The organism is Streptomyces sp. NPDC000345 (assembly GCF_042898825.1).
GTDB lineage: Bacteria > Actinomycetota > Actinomycetes > Streptomycetales > Streptomycetaceae > Streptomyces.
The window spans coordinates 103,244-118,608 of record NZ_JBIAZE010000011.1 but is presented as its reverse complement, the minus strand read 5'-3'; the positions used below and the strand labels follow the sequence as shown (position 1 = coordinate 118,608).

Below are 15,365 nucleotides of genomic sequence, written 5' to 3'. Positions count from 1 at the left end.
AGGGGAGCGGTGAGAGTCAGTTCACATCGGCCTGTGCGCCGCGCCGCGCGATGTCGGCCGGTGGAGTGACCCGGCGGACTCGGCCGCGCCCCGGAATAGGTTCGCGGCGGCCCGCGTTAACCTGGTTGAAGATTAAACATCAGGGGTCTTCCCCCTTCTCAAGGAGGCACGTCATGGGCATCTTCGGCCGCAAGGACACCGGCGAGACCACCACCACCGCCACGGTGAACCCGGACCTCGCCGCGCTCACCGGCGACTACACGATCGACCCGGCACACACGACGATCGGCTTCGTCGCCCGGCACGCGATGGTGACGAACGTCAAGGGCAAGTTCAACGACTTCACCGGCTCGCTGCACCTGGACGGCGGCGACCCGTCCCGCTCCACCGCGTCCCTGGACGTCCGGATGGACAGCATCGACACCGGGTCCGCCGACCGGGACGGCCACCTGAAGAGCGCGGACTTCTTCCGGACCGACGAGTTCCCGGAGATGACCTTCCGCTCCACCTCCGCCGAGGCCCTGGGCGGTGACGACTACCGCGTCACCGGCGACCTGAGCATCCTCGGCGTCACCCGGACGATCACCATCGACCTGGAGTTCAACGGCTCCGCCAAGGACCCGTTCGGCAACGAGCGCGTCGGCTTCGAGGGCAAGGCGGAGATCCTGCGCTCCGAGTGGGGCCTGACCTGGAACGCGGCGCTGGAGACCGGTGGCGTTCTGGTCTCGGACAAGATCAAGCTGAACTTCGACATCTCGGCGATCAAGAACGCGTGAACCGGCGTCCGACCGGGACAGAAAACAACAGGAAAAGGCGGATAGCGGCCGGAATCGGTATATGCCCGGCCGCTGCCTGTGATCTGTGCCACAGTCGCGGCCATGAGCACCAGGACCGGACCCCAGCACTACCCGGGCGCGAACCGCGACCACTGGTATCAGAGCAAGTTCGGCGGTGACCGCATGGAGGTCAACGCCATCGTTCTCCACACCACCGAGGGCCGCTCACTGCCCGGCTACCAGGGCGGCGCGAGCGCACCGAACCTCACGGCCGTGCCGGACTTCGGCGCCAAGCGGCTGCGGTGGTACCAGCACTTCGACATCGACATCTCCTCGCGCGCGCTGGTCAATCTGCGCGGCGGCGTCGAGACCAACACGCTGAACGTCTGCCAGGTGGAATTCGTCGGCACCTGCGATCCCGAGCGGCACACCAAGTGGCGGACGAGCGACCTGCCCCACATCTACTGGCCCAAGGCCCCCGAGTGGGCGCTGCGGGGTGTCGCCCAGTACCTGGCGTGGATGCACATCCACCACCATGTGCCGCTGCGCGGTCCGGCGCTGTGGCCGGCGTACCCGAAGTCCGCCGGAAACGGCGGCGGGCAGCGGATGAGTCACGAGCGGTGGAACGCGTTCAAGGGGGTGTGCGGGCACATGCACGTCCCGGAGAACCAGCACGGAGATCCCGGGGCGATCGACTTCGAGGCACTGCTCGACTTCGCCAGGTCCGCCGCGCAGGACTGACGACGGCTCACCGGGACGTATCGGCGGACGCCTCCAACTTCGCGACGACGGCCGCCAGTTGTGCCGCCCGGCTCTGCGGGGTGCGGGCCCGGAGCAGACCGAGCATGGCGAGGTACCGGTCGGTCCTGCCGAGCCCGTCGAACACCGCTCTGGCACGCGGACTGCGGGCCAGGGCGGCCGCGAGCTCCTCGGGGACGTCCGCGTCCTTCTGCGAGGCGTAGGCCGCCGCCCATCGGCCGTCCGCCTGCGCGGCGGCCACCTCGGCGAGACCGCCGGGCCGCATCCGCCCCTCGGCATCCAGCTCCGCCACCCGACGCACGTTCACCATCGACCAGAGACTGCCCGGCCGCCGCGGGGTGATCCGCTGCAGGTAGTGACGGTCGTCGAGGCCCTTGCGCTGTCCGGTGATCCAGCCGTGGCACAGGGCGACGTCGTTGACGTCCCGGGCGGTGACGGAGACCAGTCCGGATCCCTTCTTGGCGATCTTCACCCAGAGACCGGGGTGCGGCGCGGGATGCTCGGTGAGCCAGGCGTCGAGGGCGGCCACGGAGGCGAAGGACAGGGGCGCCTGGGGGTCGGCTGCTGCGGTCATACGGTCACCGTAGACGCGGACTAGGACAGATGCCGTCCTATTCGGTCCCCGGCCCCTGCCGCCTCGGCACCCGGCCCCTGCCGGCGGAGTCGCCCGGGCGTGGCCGAATCGGCCCCCTTGTGCGGGGGCTCACAGGGTTCACATAATTCAGCGACAGATTTGGCCTGACCATGTCAGTCCATGGTCGTTTCTTTGCCTTGATGGCTGACATGAGCACGTCACGCATGGTCCCCCCTCGCCACCCCCCACGGAGGCAGCACCATGAAGAAGCTCCTCACCGCGCTCAAGAGACTCGCGGCCGCCGGCGCGACCGCCCTCGCCGTCGCGAGCCTGCAGCCCGTCTCGGCCGCGCAGGCGGCCCCCTCCCCCGTCGTCGGCGGAACCCGGGCCACGCAGGGCGAGTTCCCGTTCATGGTCCGGCTCTCGATGGGCTGCGGCGGAGCGCTCTACACCCAGCAGATCGTCCTGACCGCCGCCCACTGCGTCAGCGGCACCGGCGCCAACACCGGCATCACCGCCACCGCCGGCGTCGCGGACCTCCAGTCGACCAGCGGCCGGGTCCAGGTGCGGTCCACGTACGTCTACCGGGCCCCCGGCTACAACGGCAACGGCAAGGACTGGGCGCTCATCAAGCTCGCGCAGCCGATCAACCTGCCGACCCTGAAGATCGCCACGACCACGCAGTACAACACCGGCACCTTCACCGTCGCCGGCTGGGGCGCCGCGACCGAGGGCGGCGCCCAGCAGCGGTACCTGCTCAAGGCCACCGTGCCCTTCGTGAGCGACGCGACCTGTCGCACGTACAGCGGTTACAGCGGGCTGGTCGCGAGCGACGAGATCTGCGCCGGGTACGCCTCCGGCGGGGTGGACACCTGCCAGGGCGACTCCGGCGGCCCGATGTTCCGCCGCGACGCCGCCAACGAGTGGATCCAGGTCGGCATCGTGAGCTGGGGCATCGGCTGCGCCCGGCCCAACGCCCCCGGCGTCTACTCCGAGGTCTCCACCTTCGCCTCGGCGATCGCCTCGGCGGCGTCCTCGCTCTGAGTTCCGTCCCCCTGCGAGACCCACGGGCCCGGCGCCGCCCCGCGCCGGGCCCGTTCCTGCTCCTGCGGTCGGCGCGTCAGGCGATCGGACCTTCCGGGGTGGCGCGCGGGACCCGCCGTACCGACGCTGGTCAGGACGCCTCCACGTGCACCGCCTGCGCTCGCGCCGAACGGAAGGGACGCCCATGGCCGCCCTCAAGATGACCGACCACTGGGTCCCCCACAAGTCGTCGGTCCCCGCCACGAAGGACAAGCAGGTCCAGCTCTTCGTGCGCGAACGCTACGACGCGTCGGTGCCGCCGGCCGATCGCAAGCCCGTCCTCATGCTGCACGGCCGGAGCGTGCCGGCGCTGGCCGGTTTCGATCTCCAGCACACCTCGTACGGATGGGCCGAAGCGCTGGCCAGGGCCGGCCACGACGTCTTCATGATGGATCTCCAGGGCTCGGGCCGCTCACCGCGGCCCCGCATGGAGGACCCGTGCAACATCAGTCCCGGCCAGCAGAAGCTCGCCATGCCCTGGCTCACGGGCACGCGGAACCCGAGCTACCCGTTCCAGCTGACCAACTCCGACAGTGACGCGGACGAACTCTCCACCGTCGTCGAGTACATCCGGAACGAGCGCCAGGTCGAGAAGGTCGCCCTCATCGGGTGGTCCGCGGCGTCGTTCACGATGGGACCGTACGCCGTCAGGAACCCGAAGAAGGTGGAAAGCCTGTTCCTGCTCGCGCCGATCTTCCCGCCGCTGGACGACATGAACCCGTCGGCCGCGTTGCCGCTGCCCGGCTTCCCGATGTTCGTGCTGTCGCGAGGCGGACTCAAGAACGGCTGGGACGGCGAGCTCGACTGCGCGGACCAGCGGGAACCCGACATGCTCGACGTGGCGTGGAACGCCCTCATGGAGGAGGACCCGGTCGGCCGGAACTGGGGCGCGGTCGACGCGGCCACCGGGCGGCCGGAAGGCGTGAGCCGGATCCGGAACTTCTACAGATGGGGCTGGAACAACACCACCGCCGGGCAGGGCGGCGTCCTGGGCGGCAGCGTGCCCGTGCTGATCGTGCACGGCGAGAGCGACAGGACCGCCAACACGACGCCGCCGAGCTCCGACCCCAGGCTCAACTTCTCGGTCCCCGCGCTCTACAAAGCCATCAAGGGGGAGCACAAGCTGATCGTCGAGGTGGAGTGCGCCGGACACTCCATGCCCTGGGAGATCCAGCACAAGAACCTGCACAACCTGTCGAAGCACTGGCTCAAGCACCTCAAGGTCGACGGCAAGACCCAGGGCAGCTTCGTCATGGACAGGAACGGCGCGATCAGCCCGGCGCCCTAGACGTCCCCTCTCAGAAACCGCCCCCGAAGTCCCCTCCGCCGCCGAAGCCGCCGCCGTCTCCGAAGCCGCCGCCGTCTCCGAAGCCGCCGCCGTAGTCGCCCGGGTCGAAGTCGGCGCCGGAGACGTCGCCGCCCTCGTGGCCGCCGAAGTCGCCGTAGCCGGCGCCGTAGTCGGAGGCGTAGGAGGGGGTGGCCATCATGCCGCCGAGCATGGTGCCGACGAGGAGGCCCGGCAGGAGGCCGCCGCCGAAGTAGCCGCCGGCCCAGGGGCCGTAGGCGGGGCCGGCCTCCCAGTAGGGGCGGCGGCCGTAGTCGCTGTCCACCTCGCGGATCACCGGGTCGCGGCCGTCGGCCAGCCGGGTGGCGTCCGCCGCGCAGACCGGGACCTCGCGCGGGGCGCCGTCGGGCGGCGTCCAGGTGGCGTCGCTGGTGGAGGGGCCGTGGCGGGGGTCGAAGAAACAGGGCGGGCGGCGCTCCGGCAGTGCCCTGCCCTCGCGGCGGGCGGCCAGCTGGGCGAGGGAGAAGCGGCCGTCCTCCAGGGCCTGGGTGACCGCGCGCACGTCCTGCGGTCTGGTGGCCGCGGCCATCGCCGACTTCGCCCCGTCGTAGGCGTCCAGGGCGCGTTCGTAGTCGGCGCGCATGGTGTCGTCGGCGCCCGGCTCGGCCGGGTGGAAGTCCAGGCGGTCCAGTTCCTCGCCGAACGCGGTGATGTCCTCGTCGACCACCACCCGCAGCCGTTCCAGGGCCGCCCGCTGCTCCTCGGCATGCCGGCGGCGGTTGCGGCGGACCAGGGTGTACGCGCCCGCGCCGCCCGCGACCAGCACCGCGCCGAGGGTGACCAGGGCGGTCGTGGAGACCCCGCCCCCGCCGTCGGACGAGCTCCAGCTCGCGGGCGCCGAACCGCCCATGGCGGCCAGCGCCCGGTCGGTGAAGTCGTCCAGCTGGGTCCGGGCGTCGGGCTCGTCCCGGACGCTGCTCACCAGGTTCCCCACGGCCGTGCGCGGCAGCACGGAGGAGTCGGCGCGGGCGTCGAAGCGGTCGCCGAGCCGGATGGCGTAGAGACCGGTGATGCCGGTGGCCGTTCGGAGGTCGCCGAAGAGGCCGGCGGTCGGCTGGTCCGCGGGCAGGACGGCGATGAACAGCGGTTTGCCGGCGTCCTCGATCTTCTGCCGGAGGGCGTGCGCGTCCGCCGGGGAGAGCTGGGCGGACGCGGCCGGATCGACGTAGACCGGGCTCGCGCGCAGCGCCTCGGCGATCTTCGAGACACCGGTGGCGGCCGACGCGCGGGGCGCGAACACGGTCAGCACGGCGAGCGCCAGAGCCAGCAGCAGGATCGGGAGGCTCCGGGGCCGTACGACGACACCGTTCATGCTTCGAAAGTACCCGAAGCCTCCCAAAACGGTCACCCTGCCCGGTAGGCCTGCTCGAGTTTCGCCACCGCCGCCCCGTACCGTCCGGTGAGCAGCAGACGGTCCGCCGCGGCGAAGGGCTTCGCCAGGGCCGCCGTGATGTCCTGACCCGCCTTGCGCTGGACGATCAGACGCGCCTTGGTGACCAGGGCGCGGCCGACGGCGTCGGTCCCGGCCCGTTCGGCGCCCCTGGCCGCGGCGGCGAGCGCCCGCAGCGTCGCCGCGCCGCCCTCCGGCACCTTCGTCAGCGTCGTCAGGCCCCAGCCGTACGGGAACTGCGGATCGTATGCCGCGTCGCCGACGTTGATCGGCAGCTGGGCCTCGGAGCGGGGCCAGGTGACGGGCAGCTGCCCGGTGAAGGGGCGCCTGCCGTAGAGGACGTCGGCCACGCCGTCGCCCTCCGTGCCCGGCAGCCAGGAGGCGACGAGGGCGTCGATCGCGCCGAGCCGGTCGCCGATCAGCTGGGGGCGTCCGGAGACGATCAGCACCACGCACCTCATCGCCGCGCACACCTTGTCCACGGCCGCCCGGTCGGCCGGGCTCAGTTCCAGGTCGTGGCCGTTGCCGACGTCGCCGACGCCTTCGGCGTAGGGGGTCTCGCCGACGACGACCACTCCCACGTCGTGGCCGGTGAGGGGGGCGGAGGCGTCCTCGGAGTACGTGATGTCGCCGCCGGCCTTCCGCATGCCGTCCAGGATCGTCGTCCCGGGCGTGGTGTTCCCGGACGCACCCTGCCAGGTGACCGTCCAGCCGCCGGTCTGGTTGCCGATGTCGTCGGCGTCGGAGCCGGCGACGTAGACCTTCTGGTTCCCGCGCAGCGGCAGCACCCCGCCCGCGTTCTTCAGCAGCACCTGGGACTCGGCAGCGGCCTGCCGGGCCACGGCCCGGTGCGCCGGGGAGCCGATCCGTGCGGCGCCGGTGGTGTCGGCGTACGGGTGCTCGAAGAGGCCGAGCCGGAACTTCTGGGTGAGGATCCGGGAGACGGCGTCGTCGATCCGGCGCTCACTGATCCGGCCCGCCGTCACCTCGCTGATCAGCGTCTTGGTGAAGTCCTTGTAGGCGTACGGGACCATGATCATGTCGAGGCCGGCGTTGACCGACGTACGGACGTCGGAGGCGTAGTCGCCCGGGAGCTGGTCGATGGCCGCCCAGTCGCTGATGACGAAGCCGTCGAAGCCCATCCGGCCCTTGAGCACGCCGTTGATCATGTCGGCGCGGGCGTGCATCTTCACCGGTCCGCGGCCGTCGCCGGCGAGGTCGAGGGAGGAGTACGAGGGCATGACCGTGCCGACGCCGCGGTCGACCGCCTCCTGGTACGGCGCCAAGTGGACGGCCTCCAGCTGCTGCCGGGTGACCTCGGTGACGCCCTGGTCGATGGTGTACGTGCCGGTGGTGGAGGAGCCGTAGGTGGTGCCGCCGTCGCCGACGAAGTGCTTGGCGGTGGCGAGGACCTTGTCGTCGCGCTTCAGGTCCCGTCCGTCGGCCCGCCCCTGGAGCCCCTGGATCACGGTCTCCATGGACTCCACGAGCGCCGGGTCCTCGCCGAAGGACTCGTAGGAGCGGCCCCAGCGTTCGTCGCGGGTGACACAGAGACAGGGGGCGAAGTCCCAGGGGACGCCGGTGGCGCGGACCTCGGCGGCGGTCACCTCGCCGGTCCGCCGGGCGAGCCCGGGGTCGCGGGTGGCGCCGATGCCGATGTTGTGCGGCATGACGGTGGCGCCGACCAGGTTGTTGTGGCCGTGCACGGCGTCGACACCGTAGATCAGCGGGATCTGGAACCGCGTGGCCTGCGCCCGGAGCTGGAAGGCGTCGATCATCTTCGCCCATGCCCCGGGGGTGTTGGGCGTGGGGGTCGAGCCGCCGCCGGACAGGAGGGAGCCGAGGTCGTGGGCGGCGATGTCGCCCGGGGCGGTCAGCGCGCCGCGCTCGGCCTGGGTCATCTGGCCCGCCTTCTCCGCCAGGGACATCCGGGAGAGCAGGTCGGCGACGCGCTTGCGCACCGGCAACCTGCTGTCCAGGTACGGCAGTCCGTGCGCGTCGACGACGACCTGCGGATTCTCGGCGGGGGCCTTGGCACCGGTGACGGTGAGTCTCAGCGGGACCGTCTCGGCGGCCTCGGCGGTCCTGTCCTTCAGGGTGGGGACCCGGATCGTGCGGGTCGTGCCGGAGGCGGTGCCCGCGGGGAAGGTGAGGGTGCCGCCGGCCGGCGTGTAGTCCCGCCCGGGCTCGGCGGTGCCGCCGGCCGTCTCGTACGCCACCGTCACGGGCTCGTCGACCGGGGCCGAGCCGGTGGTGGCCAGGGTGACCCGGACCGTCGCCGTGCCGCCCTCGTCGACCGGGTACACGGCCGCGTCGGTGGTGACGGAGGCGCGCACGGACTGGTCGGCCCGGCCGTACAGCTCGACGCCGTCCAGGGCGAAGTCGCCCCGGGTGCCGGCGGGGAGGGTGAGCGCGTACCCCCACATCTGCGTCAGCCCGAGGACCTGGTCGATGCCGCCGACCGGCTGGTAGTCGGTGCGGTAGCGGAAGTCGGTGAAGGGGATCTCGATCTGCTTCCAGCCGGTGAAGTCGTCGGTGAAGGACGTCGTCCACAGCTCGGAGGCCTCGCCGTGGGCACCGCCGTCCTTGATCTCGAAGGCGATGACGCGGCCGTCGCCGCGCCCCTCCCACCAGAAGCGGACGCCCCGGTGGGCGGACCAGTCACGGGCGGGTCCGGTGGCGGCGTAGTCGTGGGTGAAGCCGCCCCAGCCGCTGATGTCATAGGTCCCGGTGAGGACCTTCCCGCCCTCGGGGGCGTCGGTGCGGTCGGCCAGCCGCAGCGCGGGCGGGTCGTCGGCGTCGCTGCCCCAGGTGAAGATGCCCTCGGCGGGCTGGGCGGCGAAGGGGACCTCGCCCTCGAAGCGGTCGACCGGGACGGGCGCGGGGTCGGCGGCCGCCCGGACGGCGGTCGGGGACAGCAGGGCGGCGAACAGGGCGGTGGAGACGAGCAGGGCGGTTCTGTGCATGGACCTTCCCTCGGCTCTCTGGTTCACTCGGGGCTCCCACGGTTCACTCATGACTTAGATCATGCCGTGAGTTAACTAACGGCGCGCAGACCCGTCAAGACGTCTCGTCAGTCTCGTCAGGAAGGGCGACGCACCATGGAACCTGCCAGGAAATCCGCCGTCCGGCTGCTGCTGGCCGCGCTGCTCTCCGCCACGGCCGGCCTCACCGCGGCGGCGCCTCCCGCACAGGCCGCCGGCGAACAGGTCGGCGTCTGGCTGACCACCACCGACGACGACGACGGGCGCCACGTCGTACGCGGGCTCCAGGCCCAGACGCCGTTCGCCTTCCAGCCCGGCACCGGGGGCGGCGGCGAGAACATCACCGTCGACGAGAACACCCGATACCAGACCTTCACCGGCGGCGGCGCGTCCTTCACGGACACCGCGGCCTGGCTGATGAACGGCAGCGGGGCGCTGTCGCAGGCCACCCGGGACGCGACGATGCGCAAGCTGTTCTCACCGGCGGAGGGCATCGGGCTGTCGTTCCTGCGCAACCCGATGGGGGCCTCGGACCTGGCGCGGTTCGGATACACGTACGACGACGTCCCGGCGGGAGGGACGGACCCCTCGCTGGCCCGGTTCTCCCTCGCGCACGACCTCGCGGACGTCCTGCCCCTGACCCGGGAGGCGCTCCGGCTCAACCCGTCCCTGACCGTGATGGCCTCGCCGTGGACGGCGCCCGCCTGGATGAAGGACAGCGGGCAGCTCAACGGCGGCTGGCTGAAGGCGGAGTACTACGGGGCCTACGCGTCGTACTTCGTGAAGTACCTCCAGGCGTACCGGGACCAGGGGGTGCCGGTGGCGTACGTGACCGCGCAGAACGAGCCGACCTGCTGCTCGGGCTATCCGTCGATGAGCTGGAACGCGTCCGGGCTGGCCTACTTCACGAAGAACGAACTGCTGCCGAAGCTCGCGGCGGCGGGGCTGTCCACGAAGGTGCTCGCGCACGACTGGAACTGGGACGTGTACGCCGCGTACGCCGCGCAGACCGTGGACGACGCGGCGGTGCGCTCGCATCCCAACTTCGGCGGGATCGCCTGGCACGGATACGGCGGTGACGTCACCGAGCAGACGACCGTCCACGACCGGTATCCGCAGCTGGACGCGTTCGGCACCGAGCACTCGGGCGGGACGTGGATCGCGCACCAGCAGCGCGAGGACATGCTCGACATCGTGAACCACACACGGAACTGGGCGAAGTCGGTGACCAAGTGGTCGCTGGCCGTGGACCAGAACCGGGGCCCGCACAACGGCGGCTGCGGGACGTGCACCGGGCTGATCACCGTGCACCACGGGGACGCGGCGAGCGGGACCGTCGACTACACGGTCGAGTACTACACGATGGGCCATCTGACGAAGTTCGTCCGGCCCGGCGCCCGGCGGATCGCCTCCACGGCGTCGTCGGCCGTGCCGAACGTGGCGTGGCGCAACCCGGACGGCTCCAAGGCGCTGATCGCGTACAACGACGCGACCACGGCGCGCACGGTGACGGTCAACTGGGGTTCCCAGCACGCGACGTACTCGCTGCCCGGCCGGACCTCGGCCACCTTCACCTGGTCCGGCACCCCGTCGGGCGGCGGCGCCACCGCCGGCTCCTTCGTGGGGCCGGCCGGCAAGTGCCTCGACGTCGCCGGGGGTTCGAGCGCCGACGGTACGCCCGTGCAGCTCTACGACTGCAACGGGACGGCCGCCCAGAAGTGGACCGTCGCGGCCGACGGGTCGGTCCGGGCCCTCGGCAAGTGCCTTGACGTGACGTCGGGTTCGACGGCGGACGGGGCCAAGGTGCAGGTGTACGGCTGCAACGGGACCGGTGCCCAGCGATGGTCGTACAACGCCGCCACCGGGGACGTGGTGAACCTCGCCGCGAACAGGTGCCTCGACGTGACGGACAACTCCCCGGTGAACGGGGCACGGGCACAGATCTGGTCGTGCACGGGTGCGGCGAACCAGAAGTGGTCCCTGCGATAGGGCGTGCCGCGGGCCGGTGACGGGGGGAGGATGGGGGAAACCGAGAGGGAGTCCGACATGACCACAGCGCGGGATCTGCTGATCGTCTCCCTGGACGTGCCGTCCGGCCGTCCCGTGGAACAGGGCGACCTGTCGCTCGCCCTGGCGGGCGCCGAACTGGCCGACCTGCTCGCCCTCGAGGCCGTCGCGCTGGACGACGACCGCATCGTGCCCGGCCTGGTCCCGGCCACCGGCGACCGCCTGCTGGACGAGGCCGGGGCGGCGCTCGTCCGGCAGGCCCCGTACGAGTCCGTCGAGGACTGGCTGTGGCGCCGGGGGAACGGACTGGCCTCGGCCTATGCCGGCGCGGTGGAGGCGGAGGAGCACCCGGGCACGTCCGGCCTCCGCCGGCTGTTCGGCCGGAGCGGGCACCCCGCCCCGGCCGACTCACCGGGCCGGCGTCGGGCAGCGGACCGCTGGGCGTCCCGCGAGCCCGTGCTCGTCGGTCTCGCGGCCGCCCTGGACATCCCCGAGGGAGCGGCCGAGGCGCCCGGGGGCCCGGCCGACGACGCGGTGCTGACCGTACTGGCGGCCGTCAACGGCGCGCTGACCGAGCTGGAGGGGGTACGCCAGCGGCGGCGCATCGAGGACGCCGCCTTCGACAACGTCTGGCGGGCCCCGTGAGGGTCACTCCGCCGGCTGCACGCCCGCCCGCAGCAGGCCGTAGGTGTACGCGTCCTCCAGGGCCTGCCAGGAAGCCGCGATGACGTTCTCCGCCACGCCCACCGTGGACCACTCCCCCGTCCCGTCGGCCGTGGAGATCAGGACGCGGGTGGTGGACTCGGTGCCGTGGACGCCCTCCAGGATGCGGACCTTGTAGTCGACCAGGTCGAACGTGGCCAGCGAGGGGTAGATCTTCTCCAGCCCCACCCGCAGGGCCCGGTCGAGGGCGTTCACCGGGCCGTTGCCCTCCGCCGTGGCGACGATGCGCTCGCCCTTGGCCCAGAGCTTCACGGTGGCCTCGTTGGCGTGGGTGCCGTCGGGGCGGTCCTCGACGATGGCCCGCCAGGACTCGACCTCGAAGTAGCGCAGCGGCTTGCCGCCCTGCACCTCGGTGCGCAGCAGCAGCTCGAAGGACGCGTCGGCCGCCTCGTAGGTGTAGCCCTTGAGCTCGCGCTCCTTGACGCGCTCGACGACCCGCCCGACCAGCTCGCGGTCGCCGCCCAGATCGATGCCGAGTTCCTTGCCCTTGAGCTCGACCGACGCCCGGCCCGCCATGTCGGACACCAGCATGCGCATGGTGTTGCCGACCAGCTCGGGGTCGATGTGCTGGTACAGGTCCGGGTCGACCTTGATCGCCGACGCGTGCAGGCCGGCCTTGTGGGCGAAGGCCGAGACGCCGACGTACGGCTGGTGGGTGGAGGGGGTGAGGTTCACGACCTCCGCGATCGCGTGCGAGATCCGCGTCATCTCGCGCAGGCGGCCCTCGGGGAGCACCTTCCTGCCGTACTTCAGCTCCAGGGCGGCGACGACCGGGAACAGGTTCGCGTTGCCGACGCGCTCGCCGTAGCCGTTCGCCGTGCACTGGACGTGGGTCGCGCCCGCGTCCACCGCGGCGAGGGTGTTGGCCACCGCGCAGCCGGTGTCGTCCTGGGCGTGGATGCCCAGCCGGGCGCCCGTGTCGGCGAGCACCGTCGAGACCACCGCCTGCACCTGCGCCGGGAGCATGCCGCCGTTGGTGTCGCAGAGGATCACCACGTCCGCGCCGGCCTCGGAGGCCGCCCGGACGACCGCTTTCGCGTACTCCGGGTTGGCGCGGTAGCCGTCGAAGAAGTGCTCGCAGTCCACGAAGACCCGGCGGCCCTGCTCGCGGAGATGGGCGACGGTGTCCCTGACCATCTCCAGGTTCTCGTCCAGCGTGGTGCGCAGCGCCAGTTCCACGTGCCGGTCGTGGGACTTGGCGACGAGGGTGATGACGTCGGCGCCGGAGTCCAGGAGCGCCTTGACCTGCGGGTCGTCGGCCGCCTTCGCGCCCGCCCGGCGCGTCGCGCCGAAGGCGACCAGCCGGGCGTGCCGGAAGTCGATCTCCTGCCGGGCGCGGGCGAAGAACTCGGTGTCGCGCGGGTTGGCGCCGGGCCAGCCGCCCTCGATGAAGCCGACGCCGAAGTCGTCCAGGTGCCGTGCGATCGCGAGCTTGTCGGCGACGGTGAGGTTGATGCCCTCCCGCTGGGCGCCGTCGCGCAGGGTGGTGTCGAAGACGTGGAACGAGTCGTCGAGCTCGCTGGTTGCCGTCTCGGTCATGGTCTCAAGGCTCCTGTTGTGGATCTTCGGTCTTACCGGATTGACCGGCTCCACCGTCCCCATGGTCCTCCGTGCGCTCGCTCCCGGCTGCGGGTGGGCCAGAAAAGCGAAAAACCTCTCGCGGGTGCGAGAGGTCTGCGCGCGGGTCGAGGACGACGGTGGCCACCCGTACCTGGTCGTACGTGGTGGTCACTGCGGACCGGCGCGCCTGCTGCCAATAATCGTGGCGAACGAGAGCACGGGGGCAGTCTGGCACAAGCCGTCCCGCCGTGAGCCGGGCGTCTCAGGATGCGAGCAGCGACGTCTCGAGGAACTCACGGACGTGCGCGAGCACCTGCTCCCGGCCGGTGCCGCGCAGCCCGATCGCCACGTGGATGGAGAAACCGTCCAGCAGCGCCCGCAGCCGGGCCGCGAAACGGTCGGCGTCCACCCGGCGGAACTCGCCGGCGGAGATCCCCTCCGCCACAAGGGCCACCAGGTCGCGGTGCCAGGCGCCCTCGATGGCGGCCTGGCGGTCGCGGGCCGCGCTGTCGGCGTTCTGCGAGCGGTTCCAGACCTCCAGCCACAGCGTCCAGTGCGGGTCGCGGTGCCCGTCGGGGACGTACAGGTCGACGTACGCGTCGAGCCGCTCCCGGGCGCTCGCGGGCCGGGTCAGCAGCCGGGCCCGCTCGGTGCCCAGCCGGCCCTCGCTCCACTCCAGGGTCTGCAGGAGGAGCTCGTCCTTGGAGTGGAAGTAGTAGAGGAGGTGGCCGCTGCTCATGCCGACCTCGCGGCCGAGCGCGGCCATGGTGAGCTTCTCCAGACCGCGTTCGGCGATCATCGTCATGGCGGCGGCGAGGAGCTGGTCACGGGGCGGGGCGGGGGTGCGGCGCCGGGTGGTCACGCGGCCGCCTCCCCGCGCACGGCGGCGTCCGGGCCGAGCCGGGTCTCGTGGCCGCCCGCGCGGCCGGCGGCCACGACGGCGACCTCGGCCCCGCACCCGCACACCTGGCTGATCGCGGACCGGCCGCCCGGACCGGGGAGGCCGTCCCGGCCGGGGTGGGCGGGCATCTCGTCGAGTCGCCGGACCGGCTCGGTCAGCCGTCTTCCGCAGGTGGCGCAGGTCAGCACGTTCACCCGTACGTTCTACCTGACCCCGGCCCTCGGCTGCTGCTGGGTGACGCAGTGGATGCCGCCCCCGCCGGCGAAGATCGTCCGGGCGTCGACCAGCGTCACCGCCCGCCCGGGGAACAGCCGGCGGAAGATGCCGGCCGCGATCTCGTCGCGCGGGTCGTCGAAGCCGCACAGGACGACTCCGCCGTTGCAGAGGTAGTGGTTGATGTAGGAGTAGTCGGCCCAGTGGCCGTCGGCCTCCAGCACGGTCGGGGCGGGGACCTCGACGACCTCCAGCCGGCGGCCGCGCGCGTCGGTCCGGGCGCGCAGCATGCCGATGACCTCCTTGGTCACCTCGTGGTCTGGGTGCGCCGGGTCGGGCTGGTGGTGGGCGACCACGACGCCCGGGCGGGCGAACGCGGCCACGATGTCGACATGGCCGAGGGTGCCGAAGCCGTGCGGGGGATAGTCGGCGGTGAGGCCGCGCGGCAGCCAGATCGCCTTGCGGGTGCCGAGCATGGCGTGGATCTCGGCCTCGGCCTCCTCGCGGGTCCAGCCGGGGTTGCGTTCCGGGCCGAGCTGGACGGTGTCCGTCAGCAGGACCGTCCCCTCGCCGTCGACATGGATCGCGCCGCCCTCGTTGACCAGCTTCGAGGCGTAGGTCCGCGCCCCCGCGAGGTCGGCCACGTGCGCGGCCATCTTCGCGTCGTGCTCCCAGCGGGCCCAGTCCTGGGCGCCCCAGCCGTTGAACGTCCAGTCGACGGCGGCGAGTTCGCCGTGGGCGCCGGTCAGGAAGGTGGGGCCGATGTCGCGCATCCAGGCGTCGTCGAGGTCGCGTTCGACCACCTGGACGCCGTCGCCCAGCAGGGAGGCGGCCTGTGCCGACTGCCCCGGCCCGCACACCACCGTGACCGGCTCGAAGCGGCGGACCGTGCGGGCGACCCGCGCCCAGGCGGCTCGGGCCGCGGCCAGGTCGTCGCCGTCGGCGAAGGTGGGGTTGGGGCCCGGCCACGCCATCCAGGTGCGGTCGTGCGGGGCCCACTCGGCGGGCATGCGGAAGCCGTCGGCGGCGGGGGTGTTCATCTCGGCGGTC

The 15,365-nt window shown here is 72.1% G+C and carries 13 protein-coding genes; 6 read left to right on the top strand and 7 right to left on the bottom strand.

All coding sequences use genetic code 11. From position 1 onward, the window contains the following. The first annotated feature begins 173 nt into the window (after positions 1 to 173). Both ACFY30_RS25875 and ACFY30_RS25870 read left to right on the top strand, forming a co-directional pair. Positions 174 to 776, top strand: a complete 603-nt coding sequence (locus ACFY30_RS25875) for a YceI family protein (protein WP_390847525.1) — start codon at positions 174 to 176, stop codon at positions 774 to 776. 102 nt (positions 777 to 878) lie between these two features. Further along, a complete protein-coding gene (locus ACFY30_RS25870; protein WP_390847524.1) occupies positions 879 to 1,517 on the top strand; it encodes a hypothetical protein in 639 nt (212 codons plus the stop codon). 7 nt (positions 1,518 to 1,524) lie between these two features. Here the strand turns inward: ACFY30_RS25870 and ACFY30_RS25865 are convergent, their stop codons facing one another. Continuing rightward, on the bottom strand, positions 1,525 to 2,109 hold the full coding sequence (locus ACFY30_RS25865) for a YdeI family protein (RefSeq protein WP_390847523.1): 585 nt from the start codon (positions 2,107 to 2,109) through the stop codon (positions 1,525 to 1,527). Between the two features lie 261 nt (positions 2,110 to 2,370). On the opposite strand from ACFY30_RS25865, the gene ACFY30_RS25860 reads away from it, so the two are divergent. Further along, a complete protein-coding gene (locus ACFY30_RS25860; protein WP_390661361.1) occupies positions 2,371 to 3,153 on the top strand; it encodes a serine protease in 783 nt (260 codons plus the stop codon). A 184-nt stretch (positions 3,154 to 3,337) separates the two neighbouring features. Beyond that, positions 3,338 to 4,480: an alpha/beta fold hydrolase gene (locus ACFY30_RS25855; RefSeq protein ID WP_390847522.1), complete on the top strand. Its 1,143-nt coding sequence runs from the start codon at positions 3,338 to 3,340 to the stop codon at positions 4,478 to 4,480. A gap of 10 nt (positions 4,481 to 4,490) precedes the next feature. Here the strand turns inward: ACFY30_RS25855 and ACFY30_RS25850 are convergent, their stop codons facing one another. Next, positions 4,491 to 5,849, bottom strand: coding sequence for a hypothetical protein (locus ACFY30_RS25850; RefSeq protein ID WP_390847521.1), 1,359 nt, complete (start codon positions 5,847 to 5,849; stop codon positions 4,491 to 4,493). A gap of 32 nt (positions 5,850 to 5,881) precedes the next feature. Beyond that, positions 5,882 to 8,893 (bottom strand): glycoside hydrolase family 3 N-terminal domain-containing protein, encoded by a 3,012-nt coding sequence (locus ACFY30_RS25845; RefSeq protein WP_390847520.1) that lies wholly within the window; start codon positions 8,891 to 8,893, stop codon positions 5,882 to 5,884. A gap of 135 nt (positions 8,894 to 9,028) precedes the next feature. On the opposite strand from ACFY30_RS25845, the gene ACFY30_RS25840 reads away from it, so the two are divergent. Both ACFY30_RS25840 and ACFY30_RS25835 read left to right on the top strand, forming a co-directional pair. Continuing rightward, positions 9,029 to 10,900: a ricin-type beta-trefoil lectin domain protein gene (locus ACFY30_RS25840; protein ID WP_390847519.1), complete on the top strand. Its 1,872-nt coding sequence runs from the start codon at positions 9,029 to 9,031 to the stop codon at positions 10,898 to 10,900. Positions 10,901 to 10,957: 57 nt separating this feature from the next. Next, positions 10,958 to 11,563, top strand: coding sequence for a GPP34 family phosphoprotein (locus ACFY30_RS25835; RefSeq protein WP_390847518.1), 606 nt, complete (start codon positions 10,958 to 10,960; stop codon positions 11,561 to 11,563). A 3-nt stretch (positions 11,564 to 11,566) separates the two neighbouring features. Here ACFY30_RS25835 and cimA read toward each other — a convergent pair whose 3' ends face one another. From cimA to ACFY30_RS25815, 4 genes are all read right to left on the bottom strand, one after another. After that, the gene (gene cimA, locus ACFY30_RS25830) at positions 11,567 to 13,180 is read right to left on the bottom strand and encodes a citramalate synthase (protein WP_390847517.1); all 1,614 of its coding nucleotides are present in this window, start codon (positions 13,178 to 13,180) and stop codon (positions 11,567 to 11,569) included. A 283-nt stretch (positions 13,181 to 13,463) separates the two neighbouring features. Continuing rightward, entirely contained in the window at positions 13,464 to 14,063 is a 600-nt protein-coding gene (locus tag ACFY30_RS25825) for a TetR/AcrR family transcriptional regulator (RefSeq protein WP_390847516.1), read from the bottom strand. Continuing rightward, positions 14,060 to 14,296, bottom strand: a complete 237-nt coding sequence (locus ACFY30_RS25820; RefSeq protein ID WP_390847515.1) for a hypothetical protein — start codon at positions 14,294 to 14,296, stop codon at positions 14,060 to 14,062. The genes ACFY30_RS25825 and ACFY30_RS25820 overlap by 4 nt, the downstream gene beginning before the upstream one ends. A 9-nt stretch (positions 14,297 to 14,305) precedes the next feature. Beyond that, positions 14,306 to 15,355, bottom strand: a complete 1,050-nt coding sequence (locus ACFY30_RS25815; RefSeq protein WP_390847514.1) for an agmatine/peptidylarginine deiminase — start codon at positions 15,353 to 15,355, stop codon at positions 14,306 to 14,308. Positions 15,356 to 15,365: the final 10 nt, after the last annotated feature.